Raw genomic sequence first — 17,548 nt, 5'->3', positions numbered from 1 at the left:
CAGACTTTTGTTTCGATTAAAGAAAAGACCATGACTGACCAAAAACACGAAGAATACGGCGCCGACAGCATACAAGTGCTGGAAGGCTTGGAAGCGGTACGCAAACGCCCCGGTATGTATATCGGCGACACGCAGGACGGCAGCGGCCTGCACCACATGGTGTTCGAAGTATTGGACAACGCCATCGACGAAGCACTGGCGGGACATTGCGACAAAATCACCGTAACCATCCATGCCGACAATTCCGTCAGCGTGGCAGACAACGGGCGCGGTATGCCCACCGGCATCCACCCGAAAGAAGGACGCTCCGCCGCCGAAGTCATCATGACCGTATTGCACGCGGGCGGTAAGTTCGACAACAACAGCTACAAAATCTCCGGCGGACTGCACGGCGTGGGCGTGTCTGTCGTCAACGCGCTGTCCGACTGGGTAACGCTGACCATCTACCGCGACGGCAAAGAACACTTCGTCCGCTTCGTGCGCGGCGAAACTGAAGAGCCGTTAAGGGTTGTCGGCGATTCCGACAAAAAAGGCACGACCGTGCGCTTCCTCGCCAGCGCGGAAACCTTCGGCAACGTCGAATACAGCTTCGACATCCTCGCCAAACGCATCCGCGAACTTTCCTTCCTGAACAACGGCGTGGACATCGAATTGATCGACGAGCGCGACGGCAAACACGAAAGCTTCGCTCTTTCCGGCGGCGTGGCTGGTTTCGTGCAATACATGAACCGCAAAAAAACGCCGTTGCACGAAAAAATCTTCTACGCGTTCGGCGAGAAAGACGGCATGAGCGTCGAATGCGCGATGCAGTGGAACGACAGCTATCAGGAAAGCGTGCAGTGCTTCACCAACAACATCCCGCAGCGCGACGGCGGTACGCACCTGACCGCATTGCGCCAAGTGATGACGCGCACCATCAACAGCTACATCGAAGCCAACGAAGTGGCTAAAAAAGCCAAAGTTGAAACCGCCGGCGACGATATGCGCGAAGGTTTGACCTGTGTGTTATCCGTCAAACTGCCCGACCCCAAATTCTCGTCCCAAACCAAAGACAAACTGGTTTCCAGCGAAATCGGCCCCGTCGTCAACGAAGTCATCAACCAAGCCCTGACCGACTTCCTCGAAGAAAATCCGAACGAAGCCAAAATCATCACCAGCAAAATCGTCGATGCCGCCCGCGCGCGCGAAGCCGCCCGCAAAGCCCGCGAAATCACCCGCCGCAAAGGCGTGATGGACGGCTTGGGACTGCCCGGCAAACTCGCCGACTGCCAAGAAAAAGACCCTGCCTTGTCAGAGCTTTATCTGGTCGAGGGCGATTCCGCAGGCGGCTCAGCCAAACAAGGCCGCGACCGCAAATTCCAAGCCATTTTGCCGCTCAAAGGCAAAATCCTGAACGTCGAAAAAGCCCGCTTTGAAAAAATGCTCGCCAGCCAAGAGGTCGCCACCCTGATTACCGCGCTGGGCGCAGGCATCGGCAAAGAAGAGTTCAACCCCGAAAAACTGCGTTACCACCGCATCATCATCATGACCGATGCCGACGTGGACGGTGCGCACATCCGCACCCTGCTCCTGACCTTCTTCTACCGCCAAATGCCCGAACTGGTCGAACGCGGCTACATCTACATCGCCCAGCCGCCGCTCTACAAAGCTAAATACGGCAAGCAGGAGCGTTACCTCAAGGACGAACTGGAAAAAGACCAATGGCTGCTCGGCCTCGCCTTGGAAAAAGCCAAAATCGTTTCAGACGGCCGCACCATCGAAGGTGCAGAACTTGCCGATACCGCCAAACAATTCCTGTTGGCGAAAACCGTCATCGAACAGGAAAGCCGCTTCGTGGACGAACTCGTCCTGCGCGCCATGCTGCACGCGTCGCCCATTGATTTGACGTCGTCTGAAAACGCCGATAAAGCCGTTGCCGAACTTTCCGGTTTGCTCGACGAAAAAGAAGTCGCCCTCGAACGCATCGAAGGACACGAAGGCAACCGCTTCATCAAAATCACCCGCAAGCTGCACGGCAACGTCATGGTCAGCTACATCGAACCCAAGTTCCTCAACAGCAAAGCCTACCAAACCCTCACCCAAACCGCCGCCGCGCTCAAAGGCTTGGTCGGCGAGGGTGCCAAGCTTTATAAAGGCGAGAACGAGTACGACGTGGACAGCTTTGAAACCGCGCTGAACATCCTGCTCCAAAACGCCCAAAAAGGCATGTCCATCCAGCGATACAAAGGTTTGGGCGAGATGAACCCCGAGCAGCTTTGGGAAACCACGATGGATCCCGCCGTGCGCCGTCTGTTGAAAGTGCGCATCGAAGACGCCATCGCCGCCGACGAAGTATTCGTTACCCTGATGGGCGACGAAGTCGAACCGCGCCGCGCCTTCATCGAAAACAATGCCCTGATTGCGCAAAATATTGATGCGTAAACCTTAAAGCCTGATTGAAAATAAAAAAAGGCCGTCTGAAAATGTTTCAGACGGCCTTTTTTGTTTCAGGCATGCTCTGCTGGTTTCGGCTCTTTAATCGGCAGGTTCAATAAAGCGGCCGTCCCTGCCAGCAGCATATCCGCATACCACATCCAGCTGTAGCTGTTGAACATGGAAACGACCTGCCCGCCCAAATACGAACCGAGAAAACCGCCGATTTGGTGGCTCAGCATCGTGAGTCCGAACAAAGTGGCCAGATAACGTGTACCAAACAATTTGCCGGTCAGCGTTGCGGTCGGGGCGACCGTTGCCAGCCAGGTAAAGCCCAATCCGGCGGCAAAAATATAAAAATTCATGTCCGTCTTCGGGGCGGCCAGATATGCCGCTACCATCAAAACCCGCGAAGCATATAGGTAAAACAGCACATATTTGCTTGAAAAGCGGCCGACACACCAGCCGGAGAACAGGCAGCCCGCAATGTTGGCCAGCCCGATGACCGCCAAAGAAGTCGAAGCCACCGTAGGCGGGAGGCCGCACAGTGAAATCTCGTTCGGCAGATGGGTCACCAAAAACGCAATGTGAAAGCCGCAGGTAAAAAAGCCCAAATGCAGCAACAGATAACTGCGGTCGGCAAATGCCCGTATGACTGCCTGTTTCAGTCCGCCGTCGTGCGTTTGGGCTGTTTGGGCTTGCTGCGGCATGTTGCTCCCGCGTGTCAGCCACCAGGCAACCGGCAGAATCAGCAGGCTCAATCCGCCCCATACATAAAATGTTCCCTGCCAGCCGATGTGGGGCTGAACCATCAGCCCCTGTACCATAGGCGCAAAGAGAAACTGTCCTGCCGAGCCGCCGGCATTTACCGCGCCGGAAGCCAATCCGCGAACGGTAGGCGGCAGCTTGGCCGCCACCTGCCCCATAATAATCGAAAAACCACCCGCGCCCGTGCCGAATGCCAGCAGCAGCCCGACGGCGAACATCAGTCCCCAGAATGTCGGCAGTTGCGGTGTGAGGAAGCAGGCTGCGGCCAATACCAGCGCGCCGCCGCCCAATACTTTCCATGCGCCGTAGTGGTCGGCCAAAGCCCCCGTTGCCGGCTGTGCCACGCCCCACATCAATTGGAAGACTGCGATAACCAGACTGAATTGTGCGACGCTTAAATCGGTCGTGTTCACCACGGGGCGTAAAAACAGGCCTAAAGACATCCTCATGCCGATGGTTATCAACAGGATGAATGCCGCCGCCGCGATAACCGGCCACGGATTGATGCGAATGGATGGGTGTGTGTGCATAAAATGATTAAATTATTTTGTATGCTGATGACGGACTATCGGGGATGACGCATTTCAAGGCCGGCCGCAAAGCCCGAACACAGGCCGTGCGGCAACGATTCGTTTGACCTTCTTGCACTTCCAAAGAACCGTTTTCTTTGGGTTGGGGTGCGGCCGAATTATGGCGATGTATATGAATCCGTTGTCATTCAAATTCGGGAAAGGGCGGGCTGCAACTATACCGGTTTGAATGGAGTCCGTTATGGCAATATGGGAAAAGGAAATTCCAAACTGTAACAAAATTTCCGATAGCGGCTAAATAATGTCTGCTTCTTTTAATATAACCGATGCGTTTTTCAGATAAAAAACTGCCGCTGCACATTCCCACAATATGCAGCGGCTAACCCCCAAAACACTCCGCATTCCCAAGCGGAGCCAACAGCGGCCTTCAGACGGCCTGCCGTCTTTAGGGCTCTCGTTTTCCGTAATGTATTTGTTTTTGCGATGCCTCAGTGCATCCGTTCAAAACGGCCGGAACGCTGTGTTCCGACAAATATATCCAAGCAACCCTTGTGCCAATTTTTCAGGCAAAGTTAAAAGTTACGTATTTATTTGATAAATAATATAAAACAATTTTATTTGTGGCGATGCGTGTCGGGAGTTTGCTTTATCGGCCGCCGCTTCCCGACACACTTGCCCGGGAAGCCGTGCGGGGTAGGTAGTTTTATGCCGTTTTTTGTCAGTACATAAGCATATTTTTGTTGTGCGATGAAAGTCATGGCCGATTGTTCAGGCAATCAAAAGGCCGTCTGAAACCCTGCAAACGGTTTTCAGACGGCCTTTCCAATTGTCAGGCTAACGGCGGCGCAGTTTGAACAGCATTCCCCATATAATCAGCAATACGCTGCCGAAAAACATCAGGCTCCACACTGGCAGCGGTACGCCCATCACATATTCGCGTACGCCGCAGTTGCCGAAGCCGTCCACTACGAAACGCCACCAATCGAACAGCGGCCAGTCTTTCAGGCGGAACGTCCACGGTGCGCCGCAACTCGGCTGCTCTCCGGCGGGCAGGCTTTGCAGCCAGATTTGGTAAGACGCGGTATACAGCCCCCACAAGGCAGGCAGGCTGACCAGCAGGGCGGCAAAAATACGGCCGCCGCGTTTGGCCGTGGGCAGCAGCAGGCACAGGCCGGACACCAGCATCACCGACATGACGGCCACGCGCTGCAAAATACACAGCGGGCAGGGGTTGAGCCCCATCACATATTGGGCGAAAAACGAGCCGCCCGTGCAGACGATGCCGAGCAGGAAGACGGCGAGCAAGGTTTGGCGGTAAGTGAACTTCATCGGTTTCCCTTTATTCGGATGCCCTACCGGGCGGAATGGGGCGGATTATATAGCGGATGAATGTCCTTTTCGACATAAAGGCCGTCTGAAAAGTCCTTTTTCGGTTTTTTCAGACGGCCTCAGTGTGTGCGGTTGTGTGATGTTTCCTACTGCCCCGCCACGGTCATGCTGCCGATTAAAATCGAGCCGACTTTGTGCGACGAGCGGCGCAGCGCGTCATCGGCCACGCCTTCGATGCCGAGCAGCATATCCTGCAAACGTCCGGCCACGGTGATTTCTTCCACCGGATATTGGATCACGCCGTTTTCCACCCAAAATCCGGCCGCGCCGCGCGAATAGTCGCCGGTGAGCATGTTCACGCCCTGTCCCATCAGTTCGGTAACCAGCAGCCCCGTCCCCATCCGGCGCAGCAGTTCGGCCTGGCTGCCACAGGTGGCGTTCAGAATCAGATTGTGCGCGCCGCCGGCGTTGGCGGTGGTTTGCATGCCGAGTTTGCGCGCGCTGTACGATGACAGGAAATAGCCCCGAACGATGCCGTTTTCAATTACGAAGCGCGGGCGGGTGGCCACGCCTTCGCTGTCGAAGTAAGTGCTGGACCATGCGCGCGGGATGTGCGGCTCTTCGCGCAGGCTGAGGAATTCGGGCAGGATTTGCTTGCCCAGGCTGTCGAGCAGGAAGCTGCTTTGGCGGTAGAGCGAACCGCCCGACAGGCCGCCGACGACGTGGCCGATGAGGCCGGCGGACACGGTGGTGTCGAACAGCACGGGATAGCTGCCGGTGGGCAGGCTGCGCGCGTTCAGGCGGCGGACCGTGCGTTCGGCGGCGGTGCGGCCGACCGCTTCCATGCTATCGAGTTCGTCAGCCGAGCGCGCCAGGTCGTACCAATAATCGCGCTGCATGCCGCCGTTGCTGTCTTCGGCCACCACGGCGCACGACACACTGTGGCGCGTGCCCTGCTGGTGTTGCAGGAAGCCGTGGCTGTTGCCGTAAACAAATTGGTAATGCGATGTTTGGATGCCCGCGCCTTCGGAATTTTTGATGCGGCTGTCGGCCTGCATGGCGGCGGCTTCGCAGCGGAGGGAGAGTTCCACCGCGTCAGCGGAGGGCAAATCCCATTCGTGGTATTTGTCCAAATCGCCGAATTCTGCGGCCATCAGTTCCGCATCGGCCAAGCCCGCGCAGTCGTCGCCGGCCGTGTAGCGGGCGATGTCCAGTGCGGCCTGCACCGTTTCTTCGATGGCGCGGGACGATAAATCGGCGGTGCTGGCGCGGCCTTTGCTTTGGCCGCGGTAAACGGTGATGTCGAGCGATTTGTCCTGCTGGTGTTCGATTTGTTCGATTTCCTGCAGGCGCACCTGCACGCTCTGGCCGACCGATTCGCTCAAATCGGCTTCGGCGGCGGTTGCGCCTTTCTGTTTGGCGGTAGACAGCGCGAAGGCGCACAAATCGGACAATTCCTGCGGAGAGTGGTTGAACATGGCGGTTTCCTGAATTGAAGTGGGCGGCATTGTACCCGTTTCGGCCATCATTTTTTAGCCGAAAATACCCCCTGCTGTTAAAATGCCGCCCGACAGGAAAAACGGACGATACTAAATGAACGGCAATAATGAAGAATGGGTCAGCAAAACCCAAATGAAAAAGCGTATGGACGAATTGCAGGATTTGGGCATGGAACTGACCCGCCTGTCGGACGAAACGCTGAAAAAAATCGGCTTGCCCGAAGACTTGATGCAGGCCGTGCGCGATTATAAAAAAATCACTTCCAACGGCGCGCTGAAACGACAAAACCAATACATCGGCCGCCTGATGCGCGAAACCGACCCCGCGCCGATACGCGCCTTCCTGGCCAAACTCAAAGGCGAAAACCGCGCGCACAACGCCTTTTTGCAGCGCGTCGAGCAGATGCGCGAACGGCTGATTGCCGACGATGCCGCGCTGACCGAGTTTGCCGCCGCCCATCCGCAGGCCGACATTTCCGCCATCCGCACCCTAATCCGCAACACGCGCAAAGAGAAAGAACAAAGCAAACCGCCGAAAAATTTCCGCGCCCTGTATCAGGAATTGAAAGCCGTGATGGAGGAGGCGGAAGGTTTGAGGCCGTCTGAAAACCACGATGCCGAAAGCGCGGAAGAATAATCCGCAGCACCCTTTCAGACGGCCTCAATCCGCTAGGAAGACCGTCTGAAAAACCGCTTTGCCACGTTACAACCCTTACCGGAAGCACATCATGTTCCCCCAGCCCGAAGACGAAGAATACAACCGCTTTATCCGCAGCATCATCGGCAGCCAAACGCTCTACACGCTGGTGTCGGACGAAGGCGACATCGCCGAATGCCCGTCCACCGAATATGAAGAAGACGACGGCGAACCCGTGCCCGTATTCTGCGTCTGGCACGACCGCGCCCAAGCCGAAGCCTGCAAGGTCGAAGAATGGGCGGACTACCAACTCGAAGCCCTACCGCTGGATTTCTTCCTGCACGAATGGCTGGTGAGCATGGATCAGGACGCCGTATTGCTCGGCGTGGATTTCGATTCCGAACTCTACGGCCTCGAAATCGAACCCGTCGAAGTGCTGGCCGACCTGCTCGATGCCGCCGCGCAAATACAGTGCAGCGACATGATAGACGGCTATGACGAGCTGATGAAGTACCGCCTCGAATGGGAGCGGGAAATGGCCGGGCAAAGCCGTTTGAACTGAATCCGCACATTGAGGCCGTCTGAAACAGCAGGGCCGGCCTCCTGCAATAAAAACCAATGCCCGTTCGCACACGCCATCCAAATATCCGCCCAACCCGTCCCGATACGGAAAACAAACGGCAGGCCGTCTGAAACCCCGTTCCGCCTTTCAGACGGCCTCCGCTCCGCCGGTGGTAAAATACCGCCGCCCCCGCGCCCAAACAGGCGCGATTCCGACTCATGCCGCCAAACCCTTTTCAGACGGCCCCTTATCCCGACATGCTGACCGATTTAGAAAAAAACGCCATCCGCGACCACTACCGCGCCATTTCCGAAAATCTGCCGCAATTCCGACCCCGCGCCGCCCAGCGCGAGATGATTGCGGCGGTGGCCAACGCCTTTGCCCGCAGCAAGCCCCGCGCCGAAGGCGAAGAACCGCCCAAGCGCGAGGGCGAGAGCATCGCCGTCATCGAAGGGCCGACCGGCGTGGGCAAATCGCTTTCCTATCTGCTGGCGGGCGGCATCATGGCGCAAACGCGCGACAAACGGCTGATTGTTTCCAGTGCCACCGTCGCCCTGCAAGAGCAGCTGGTAAACCGCGACCTGCCGTTTCTGGTGGAAAAAAGCGGTTTGGAGCTGACTTTCGCGCTGGCCAAAGGGCGCGGCCGCTATCTTTGCCCCTACAAACTCTACCAACTCACGCAAACCCACGCCCAAGGTTCGCTGGCCGGATTCGACAGCCCGCCGAGCGTGTTGTGGGACAGCAAACCGAGCGCGTCCGATTTGGACACGCTGCGCCGCATGGCCGACGAATTTGCCGCCCGCCGCTTCAACGGCGACCGCGACACCTGGCCCGAAAGCATCCCCGACCCCTTGTGGCAGCAAGTGACCAACGACCGCCACGGCTGTTTGAAAAATGCCTGTCCCAACCGTGCCGAATGCCCGTTTTACCTCGCGCGCGATACTTTGGACACCGTGGATGTCGTCGTGGCAAACCACGACCTGCTGCTGGCTGACATCGGCATGGGCGGCGGCGTCATCCTGCCCGCGCCGGAAAACAGCTTTTACTGCATAGACGAAGCGCACCACCTGCCGAAAAAGGCCGTCAGCCGCTTTGCCGCCGAACACTCGCTCAACCAGGCCATGTGGACGTTGGAAAAACTGCCACCCGTCATCAACAGAATCGTCGGCCTGACCGATAAAACCGAAGCCGGGAACCTCGCCGACGAAGCCGCCGCCTCGCTGCTGGAAAGCCTGTCGGAATGGCAGTTCCACCTCGGCAGCGAACCCGCGCTGGATTTGTCCGACGGCGGCAACGACCCCGTTTGGTTGTGGGAAGACGGCAAAACGCCGGAAGACCTCGCCCTCCTGACCGCCAACACCGCCGCCTCCGCCCGCGCCCTGTTGAAGCAGATATACCGCCTCAACGACGCCCTGTCGGCCGCACGCCGGGAAAAAGACAGCGACGGCCCGCTTATCGACCGGGTAACCACCGAATTCGGCATTTTTGTCGCCCGCGCCGAACAGATTTCGGCCGTATGGGATTTGTTCGACACCAACCCGCCGGAAGACGAAGCCCCGCTGGCCAAATGGATAGAGCGGCGCGTGGGCGACAAAAACGACTACGTTTTCAATGCCAGCCCGATTTCCGGCGCCGCACAACTGGCCGGCGGCCTGTGGCGACGGGCGGCGGGCGCGGTGCTGACCTCCGCCACCCTACGCGCGCTCGGCAATTTCGACCTCCTGCTGCGCCAGTCCGGCCTGGTTTGGCTGCCCGACACCACCACGCTGGCGTTGGAAAGCCCGTTCGATTTCGCCAAACAGGGCGAACTTTACATCCCGCCTTTGACCGCCAGCCCGAAGCAGCCCGAAGCGCACACCGAAGCCGTGGCCGAATGGCTGCCGAAACTGATTGCCGCCGACGAAGCCGTCGGCACGCTGGTGTTGTTCACTTCGCGCAAACAGATGAACGAAGTCGCCATGAGGCTGCCCGAAGAATATCTGCCGCTGCTGCTGATACAGGGCGAAATCCCGAAGGCCGCTCTGTTGGAAAAACACGCGAAGGCGTTGGCCGAAGGGCGTGCCAGCATTATCTTCGGCCTCGACAGCTTTGCCGAAGGGCTGGACCTGCCGGGCGAGGCCTGCGTGCACGTGATTATCGTCAAGCTTCCATTTTCCATGCCCGACAATCCGATTGAAAAAACGCAAAACCGCTGGATAGAAAAGCGCGGCGGCAATCCCTTTATCGAAGTAACCGTGCCCGAAGCCGGCATCAAGCTCATCCAGGCCGTCGGCCGCCTTATCCGCACCGAAAACGACTACGGCCGTGTGACCATCCTCGATAACCGCATCCAAACCCAACGCTACGGTAAACAGCTGCTTGCCAATCTGCCGCCGTTCAAACGGATAGGTTGAATGGCAAAAAAGGCCGTCTGAAAACCCGATAGTGTTTTCAGACGGCCTTTTTGAGATGACGGAATCATTCTAGATGTGGTAATTTTTGTTATCAGTTTGGCAACATTCGCCCTGCAAATTTATACCGCTTATCAAAAATAAAGTCCAAACATCCTCTTTTGTTGCTATAAAACAACATAAATTATCTGGGTTGGTTGTTAAATAATGCCGAATATCTGAATTTTTAGCCGCTTATCTGTAAATGTTGGTTAAGGTGATTTCGGCATGGCGTTTTCGGGGCGGATAAAATTGGAATTTTATAAAACTGATGTTTTAAAAATAAAATTTTATTTTTTTTTTGAAATCGGTCATCGTTTAAATGGTGCCGTAAAATGGCAGTTTCGGCCTAAATTTCCGATTTGGAAGAATGCAAAATTTGCCGTTCGTCTGAAAAATTGCCTTTTTGTAAAAATTTTTTGACAAATTTTTGTTTGCTAAAAATATCCGGCATCAACATAATGTCGCCCATCGAAACAGCGCGGCACGACAGTGGCCGCTGACTCTAACAAACTTAACTCATTAAGTAGGCGGGAAAATGTTATGAACATAAAAATATTTTACCCGCCACTTTGTTGGTCGTCGGCCTCTTTACCGCTCAAACGGCTGCTGCCGAAGTGTGCTTCTTCCAAAACGCAGACCGATCCAACGGCAAAGTTGCTATGAGTTTCACCATTAAGGCCGACGGTTCCATCAGCGATGCCCGCAGCAGCGGCAATACTGCCGCCAACAGCGGCGCAATCGAATGGATGCAGCACCAAACCATGCGGCTCGTTTTTGTGAACGGCGAGGTAAAAGATTTCTGAATCGTAAAAGGAATCAAGTTCGCCGTTTAATGATTTTGTAAGCCCAAAGGCAGGCTCGTACAGGAGGAGGGCGGCGCGGCATCTTTCCCTATCCTTTCGAACCCGCCGCCTGTGTACGATACTTCCTTTGGCTTCCTTTATATTGGGAAAGGCCGTCTGAAAGATATTTTCAGACGGCCTTTTGTTTGTTTCTGTGGAAGTTCCGCACGGCAGCGGCCTGTAACAACGGTGTTTTCCCCTGTGCGATGTCGGCCTGCGGGCAAACTGCCGCTTTTCCCGTTGCCTGTTTAAAGTTGCGGCCGAACAGCTTGTGTTTTGATACCGAAGTTTTGTCTTTTGCCGCTGTTTGAAGCGGTTCGGCAGTTTGGAGCGGCATTTTCCGCTCCGCATCGGTTTGCCGATGCGGCCGACGGCGGTTTCAGACGGCCGTATCCGTATGCCTTTTGGCTGCAAGGCTTTCATTTCGCTATCCTTCTTTTATGGCGCATCACGATTGGGCACGGCGATAACTGCCACAATATGTGCCGTCTCTTGCTATAATCCGCCCGCACTGCCAATCAGGCCGTCTGAAGCCCACTTTCAGACGGCCTCCACCAAAGAAAAGACAAACCATGAGCCAATCCCCCTTGCTAGATACCGTCAACCTGCCGCAAGACCTGCGCCTGCTGGATAAGGCCGAACTGCCGCAACTGTGTGCCGAACTGCGCGCCTTCCTGCTCAAATCGGTATCGGCCACCGGCGGCCATTTCGCCAGCAACCTGGGCGCGGTCGAACTCACCGTCGCCCTGCATTATGTCTACAACACGCCGGAAGACCATCTGGTATGGGATGTCGGCCATCAAAGCTATCCGCACAAAATCCTGACCGGCCGTAAAAACCGCATGGACACGATGCGTCAATACGGCGGACTGGCCGGCTTCCCGAAACGCGGCGAGTCGGAATACGACGATTTCGGCGTGGGGCACTCGTCCACATCCATCGGCGCGGCTTTGGGCATGGCCGTAGCCGACAAGCTGGCGGGACGTGCCAACCGCAGTGTGGCCGTTATCGGCGACGGCGCGATGACGGCGGGTCAGGCCTTTGAAGCCTTAAACTGCGCGGGTGATATGCAGGACGTGGATTTGCTCGTGATTTTGAACGACAACGAAATGTCCATTTCGCCCAATGTCGGCGCGCTGCCCAAATATCTCGCCCGCAACGTGATGCGCGATATGCACGGCCTGCTCAGCACCATCAAGGCGCAGTCGGAAAAAGTATTGGACAAACTGCCCGGCGCGCTCGAAATCGCGCAAAAGGTCGAACACAAAATCAAAACGCTGGCCAACGAGGGCAACCACATCAAACAATCCCTGTCGCTGTTTGAAAATTTCGGCTTCGCCTACACCGGCCCCGCTGACGGACACAACGTCGTCCAACTGGTTGAAACGCTGAACGAACTGCGCCGCAAACCCGGCCCCAAGCTGCTGCACGTCATCACCAAAAAAGGGCAGGGTTATAAACTGGCGGAAAACGACCCCGTCAAATACCACGCCATCGGCAAAGCCTCCGCCCAAAGCGATAGGCCGTCTGAAACTCCCGCCCCGTCGCGTCCCACCTACACCCAAATCTTCGGCCAATGGCTGTGCGACCAGGCCGAAGCCGACCACAGGCTGGCCGCCATCACCCCCGCCATGCGCGAAGGCAGCGGGCTGGTGGAGTTCGAACAACGCTTCCCCGACCGCTACTTCGATGTCGGCATCGCAGAACAACACGCCGTAACCTTTGCCGCCGGATTGGCCTGCCAGGGCATCAAACCCGTCGTCGCCATCTACTCCACCTTCCTGCAACGCGCCTACGACCAACTCATCCACGATGTCGCCCTGCAAAACCTGCCCGTCCTGTTTGCCATCGACCGTGCGGGCATAGTCGGCGCGGACGGCCCCACCCACGCGGGCGCATATGATTTGAGCTTCCTGCGCTGCGTGCCGAATATGGTCATCGCCGCCCCCAGCGACGAAAACGAATGCCGCCTGCTGCTGTCCACCTGTTACCAGCTCGACCAACCGGCCGCCGTGCGCTACCCGCGCGGCACGGGCTGCGGCGCGGCCGTTTCAGACGGCCTGGAAACCGTCCCCGTCGGCAAAGGCATCATCCTCCGCCAAGGGCAGAAAACCGCCATCTTGGCTTTCGGCAGCATGGTGCAACCCGCCATGCAGGCAGCCGAAAGCCTGAACGCCACCGTGGCCGACATGCGCTTTGTCAAACCGCTGGACGAAACCCTGATACTCGAACTCGCGCAAACGCACGACCGCATCGTCTGCATCGAAGAAAACAGCATATGCGGCGGCGCGGGCGGCGCGGTATTGGAATGCTTGGCGCAACACGGCGTCGTCAAACCCGTATTGCCCATCGGCATCCCCGACACCGTAACCGACCACGGCGACCCTGCCCTGCTGCTGGACAAACTCGGCCTGAGCGCGGAGAAAATCCGCGAACGGATAGCAAACTGGCAAGAGGCCGTCTGAAAACGCCGAAACCTTTTAAGCAAGGAACAAACATGTTTCAACACGCAGGGCCGCACATAAGGCGCAGCCCTGTGTGTTGCCCTGATTTGGAAGGGGTTACGCCCCTCCCAAACAAACCCAAATTCTACCGCCCCAAAGAGCGGGGTTTCAACCGTTAAGGAAATTTTGATGAATAAAATCATCCTGACCGCCTTGTCCGCTGCATTCCTTACCGCCTGCGCCATGAGTGCCGAACAGCAAAAAGAAACAGAATGGCAGGTGCGCCAACAAAGAGAAAAACACCTGCGCGGCATCAAAGACCACACAGCCCAACCGCAGGAACACACATCGTTTGATCGCGAAATACGCCGAAACCGGCAGCAACAGGGATATTAAAGACCAACACAACAGCCCATCAAAAGAGGAAATCCATGCAAAAGCAAATCATCGCATCCGTCCTGCCCCTCCTGCTGTTGGCACAAGCCGCTTGGGCAGAACCCAAATCCGAAATCGTGCGCATCACCCCTCCGCCCTTGGGCACACAACAAAACGCCCCGTCGGCACAAAAGCAGAAAGCATTGCCGGAAAAAATGCGCGACGAGCTTGAACAGGCTGCCGTCTTGGTGCAACAACACCAAAGTGAAAGGGCCATGCCGATATTGGACAAACTCGTCAAGCAAGCCGATGCCGAATTGCAAAAACACAAAAACGCACGGGCGGCCAGTCATCCGGCCCATGCACTTTTGTTGCTGGGCGAAGCAAAAAAGAATCGCCAACCCATTGAAGTTTTGCCTGTCGAATGGCTGATGCCGCGTTATGTGCGCGCTTTCGTCTATGTCGAACAACAAAACTACGACGCGGCGGCAAAAGATTTGGATGCCATCTTAAAAATCGCGCCCTACGAACCCCAATTTTTGAGCGAGCGCGGCCAAGTAGCCAATGCGCAAAAAGATTTTGCCACCGGCGAGAAAATATTCACCCGCTTGCTTGAAGCGGGCGAAGCATTGCCCGACAAGGCGCAATCAACGTATTTTCAAGGTTTGGCCTTGCGCGGTTTGGGTTATGCGGCAATCGAGCGCAAACAATGGTCGGCAGCCGAACAGTACTACCGCCGGGCTTTGAAGTTGAACCCGAATGACCGAACCGCACAAAACGAATTAATGCTGGTTTTGGACAATCAGAAAAAATAGCATCCCGACAGCCGGGGCGGTATGTTTCATACCGCCCGAAAGATTGAAAAGCCAAACATCCTTGAACAGGAAGAAAAATGACCAAACGACTCATCCTTATTGCCACACTCTCCGCCACCTTGGCTGCCTGCGGCCCGACCCGCGAAGAAATACTCAGGCAGGAAAGGCAGGAGGCCGAGCAACGCGCACGGCAGGAGGCGGAATGGAACCGCCTGCGCAGTATTAAAAGTAAAGTCAAACCGAAAGAAGCACCGTTTGAAGTAACCTTTGTCGACAGCAACAACGGTGGTGCGATTATTAAGGTCCAATCCAAGCATGACCAATTGATCGTACAAAACATCATTGTCAACCGGGGGAATTGCACCGTATCAGATGTGGACAGTGGGGCATGGAGCTATAATAAAATCGCACCGCGGGTGCTTCGATTCGGCGATATCAAAGACGGAATATTTACTTCCTGCCGCCCGATAGAAATCACCGTTGAAACCGATGTCGGTACTTATACCTTCAAACCGGACCGATATTAACCTGTTCCTGCATTTTCAGACGGCCTCTTGTCCAAACTTCCCGATAACCGCCGCAAACAAATATAGTGAATTCAAATCAGGAATACCCAACCATTGTCATGCCCGCCTGTGCGGGAATAATAGTATGAAGCGTTCTTGGTTGGATTTGCTATAAAAAGGCCGTCTGAAAACATCCTGCCGAAAGATTGCGCCGTGCAGCCCAAAACCTTCCTGCAAAACACCCCGCTGCCTAAAAACGAAGCCCGCATGCTCCTGCAGGCCGTTACCGGCTGGACGCGGGCCCAACTGATTACCCGCGACGGCGAAATGCTGGACGAAGGGCAAACCGCCGATTTGCAGGCCATACAGCAACGCCGCCTGAACGGCGAACCCATGGCCTACATCCTCGGCTGGCGCGAGTTTTACGGCCGCCGTTTCCGCACCACACCCGCCACCCTGATTCCCCGCCCAGAAACCGAGCATCTGGTGGAAGCGGCCCTGCAGCGCCTGCCGCCGCAAGGGCGCGTATGGGATTTGGGTACAGGCAGCGGCGCAGTGGCCGTAACGCTGGCCTGCGAACGCCCGGATGCCTCCGTACTCGCCAGCGACATCAGCCCGGCCGCGCTGGCAGTGGCACGGCAAAACGCGGCGGACAACGGAGCCGACGTATCTTTTGCCTGCGGATCGTGGTTCGACATCGACAGGCCGTCTGAAAAACACAGTTTCGACCTGCTGGTTTCCAATCCGCCCTACATCGAAGCGGACGACGGCCATTTGCAACAAGGCGACTTGCGCTTCGAGCCTGCAAACGCGCTCACCGATTTTTCAGACGGCCTAAGCTGCATCCGCGAACTGGCGGCACATGGTGCGGAATACCTGAAACCCGGAGGCCGCCTGATTATGGAGCACGGCTGGAATCAGGGGGCGGCCGTACGGCAGATACTAGAGGCCGAAGGTTGGACGGAAATCGAAACCCAAACCGATTTGGCCGGATTGGAACGGATTACGCAGGGCAGGAAGGCTGTTTAAAAGCCGGGCACTACAAAATAAAACTAAAAATACCGTTTATATCAAAAATATCGCCGTTTATCTTATTTTTCAGCATTGTTTCCGCACATTGTCTACTATTCGCCCGTCTGATAGATATTTGCTTTTCTAGCAAGTAAGTGAGTAAGACGTTTTCCCCGTAATGTGTTTGGCCGCCTATTCCGATAGGCGGCATTTTTTTACCTTCAAAATCTCAACTACATCAAACTACAATTTGCTATAATCCGTGCCGTTTCTTTTTCACAAACCCTATAAACAAGGATTCTCCCATGGGCATCAAAGTTGCCATCAACGGCTACGGACGCATCGGCCGCCAAGTGTTGCGCGCCATCTATGATTACAATCTTCAAGACCAACTGGAAATCGTGGCCGTCAATGCCAGCGGAAGCCTCGAAACCAACGCGCACCTGACCAAGTTCGACACCGTACACGGCCGCTTTAACGCAGACGTTTCCCACGACGCAACCCACCTCATCATCAACGGCAACAAAATTCCGTTTTTCTCCACCCGCAACCCGGCCGAGCTGCCGTGGAAGGATTTGGGGGTCGATTTGGTGATGGAATGTACAGGCGCGTTTACCAGCAAATCCAAAGCCAACGTGCATTTGGAAAGCGGTGCGAAAAAAGTGCTGATTTCCGCTCCCGGCGAAGCAGACGTCGATGCCACCATTGTTTACGGCGTGAACGATGACGTCATTACCGACGATATGACCGTGATTTCCAATGCTTCCTGCACCACCAACTGCCTTGCACCGGTAGCCAAAGTGCTGAGCGACAAATTGGGCATTGTTAAAGGCGTGATGACCACCATCCACGCCCTGACCAACGACCAAACCGTTACCGACGTGCGCCACAAAGACCTGCGCCGTGCCCGCAGCGGCGTGGAAAACATGATTCCGACCAAAACCGGCGCGGCAAAAGCCGTAGGCTTGGTGCTGCCCGAATTGAAAGGACGTTTGGACGGCTTGGCCATCCGCGTGCCGACCGTTAATGTTTCCTTGGTGGATTTGAGCTTTGAAGCCGCCCGCGAAACCAGTGCGGAGGAAATCAATTCGCTGCTGAAGGCTGCTTCGGAAGAAGGCCGTCTGAAAGGCGTTTTGGCTTACAACACGCTGCCGCTGGTGTCTATGGACTTCAACCACACCACGCAGGCCAGTACATTTGATTCGACACTGACCAAAGTGGTGGATGGAAACATGGTCAAAGTGTTTGCCTGGTATGACAACGAATGGGGCTTCAGCTGCCAGATGTTGAATACCGCCCGCCGCATGTTCGGCTTGGAAGTCCGTCCGTTCAAATAATTCCGCTATTGCGGATTGATTGAAAAGGCCGTCTGAAAAACCTGTTTCG

At 56.0% G+C, this 17,548-nt stretch carries 15 protein-coding genes; 11 read left to right on the top strand and 4 right to left on the bottom strand.

All coding sequences use genetic code 11. From position 1 onward, the window contains the following. The first annotated feature begins 30 nt into the window (after positions 1-30). Entirely contained in the window at positions 31-2,421 is a 2,391-nt protein-coding gene (gene gyrB / locus ACTHSL_RS02405; RefSeq protein ID WP_107885418.1) for a DNA topoisomerase (ATP-hydrolyzing) subunit B, read from the top strand. A 65-nt stretch (positions 2,422-2,486) separates the two neighbouring features. Here gyrB and ACTHSL_RS02400 read toward each other — a convergent pair whose 3' ends face one another. From ACTHSL_RS02400 to pmbA, 3 genes are all read right to left on the bottom strand, one after another. Then, a complete protein-coding gene (locus ACTHSL_RS02400; protein ID WP_440380195.1) occupies positions 2,487-3,710 on the bottom strand; it encodes an MFS transporter in 1,224 nt (407 codons plus the stop codon). Between the two features lie 834 nt (positions 3,711-4,544). After that, a complete protein-coding gene (locus tag ACTHSL_RS02395) occupies positions 4,545-5,039 on the bottom strand; it encodes a disulfide bond formation protein B (protein ID WP_440380194.1) in 495 nt (164 codons plus the stop codon). A 146-nt stretch (positions 5,040-5,185) separates the two neighbouring features. Beyond that, positions 5,186-6,517: a metalloprotease PmbA gene (gene pmbA, locus ACTHSL_RS02390; protein WP_440380215.1), complete on the bottom strand. Its 1,332-nt coding sequence runs from the start codon at positions 6,515-6,517 to the stop codon at positions 5,186-5,188. 115 nt (positions 6,518-6,632) lie between these two features. Between pmbA and yjgA the strand changes: the two genes are divergently transcribed. The 4 genes from yjgA (at position 6,633) to ACTHSL_RS02370 (ending at position 10,972) form a co-directional block, all read left to right on the top strand. Beyond that, a complete protein-coding gene (gene yjgA, locus ACTHSL_RS02385; RefSeq protein ID WP_283114528.1) occupies positions 6,633-7,175 on the top strand; it encodes a ribosome biogenesis factor YjgA in 543 nt (180 codons plus the stop codon). Positions 7,176-7,266: 91 nt separating this feature from the next. Next, complete coding sequence (locus ACTHSL_RS02380) at positions 7,267-7,737, top strand: DUF2750 domain-containing protein (RefSeq protein WP_440380193.1); 471 nt, start codon at positions 7,267-7,269, stop codon at positions 7,735-7,737. 257 nt (positions 7,738-7,994) lie between these two features. Then, positions 7,995-10,130, top strand: a complete 2,136-nt coding sequence (gene dinG, locus ACTHSL_RS02375; protein ID WP_440380214.1) for an ATP-dependent DNA helicase DinG — start codon at positions 7,995-7,997, stop codon at positions 10,128-10,130. A 698-nt stretch (positions 10,131-10,828) separates the two neighbouring features. After that, entirely contained in the window at positions 10,829-10,972 is a 144-nt protein-coding gene (locus tag ACTHSL_RS02370; RefSeq protein ID WP_440380192.1) for a hypothetical protein, read from the top strand. 169 nt (positions 10,973-11,141) lie between these two features. Here the strand turns inward: ACTHSL_RS02370 and ACTHSL_RS02365 are convergent, their stop codons facing one another. Continuing rightward, the gene (locus ACTHSL_RS02365; RefSeq protein WP_440380191.1) at positions 11,142-11,348 is read right to left on the bottom strand and encodes a hypothetical protein; all 207 of its coding nucleotides are present in this window, start codon (positions 11,346-11,348) and stop codon (positions 11,142-11,144) included. Positions 11,349-11,583: 235 nt separating this feature from the next. On the opposite strand from ACTHSL_RS02365, the gene dxs reads away from it, so the two are divergent. From dxs to gap, 6 genes are all read left to right on the top strand, one after another. Then, a complete protein-coding gene (gene dxs / locus ACTHSL_RS02360) occupies positions 11,584-13,476 on the top strand; it encodes a 1-deoxy-D-xylulose-5-phosphate synthase (protein WP_440380190.1) in 1,893 nt (630 codons plus the stop codon). 168 nt (positions 13,477-13,644) lie between these two features. Beyond that, the gene (locus tag ACTHSL_RS02355) at positions 13,645-13,851 is read left to right on the top strand and encodes a lipoprotein (RefSeq protein ID WP_107885412.1); all 207 of its coding nucleotides are present in this window, start codon (positions 13,645-13,647) and stop codon (positions 13,849-13,851) included. Between the two features lie 35 nt (positions 13,852-13,886). After that, a complete protein-coding gene (locus tag ACTHSL_RS02350; protein WP_440380189.1) occupies positions 13,887-14,645 on the top strand; it encodes a tetratricopeptide repeat protein in 759 nt (252 codons plus the stop codon). Positions 14,646-14,722: 77 nt separating this feature from the next. Then, a complete protein-coding gene (locus ACTHSL_RS02345; protein WP_440380188.1) occupies positions 14,723-15,172 on the top strand; it encodes a hypothetical protein in 450 nt (149 codons plus the stop codon). Between the two features lie 192 nt (positions 15,173-15,364). Further along, positions 15,365-16,180, top strand: coding sequence for a peptide chain release factor N(5)-glutamine methyltransferase (gene prmC / locus ACTHSL_RS02340; protein WP_440380213.1), 816 nt, complete (start codon positions 15,365-15,367; stop codon positions 16,178-16,180). 287 nt (positions 16,181-16,467) lie between these two features. After that, positions 16,468-17,499, top strand: a complete 1,032-nt coding sequence (gene gap / locus ACTHSL_RS02335; RefSeq protein ID WP_440380187.1) for a type I glyceraldehyde-3-phosphate dehydrogenase — start codon at positions 16,468-16,470, stop codon at positions 17,497-17,499. The last annotated feature ends 49 nt before the right edge of the window (positions 17,500-17,548 follow it).

Origin of the sequence: Neisseria sp. P0008.S010 (genome assembly GCF_051962715.1) — a bacterium.
Lineage (GTDB): Bacteria > Pseudomonadota > Gammaproteobacteria > Burkholderiales > Neisseriaceae > Neisseria > Neisseria elongata.
This window is presented reverse-complemented; position numbering and strand designations above follow the sequence as displayed.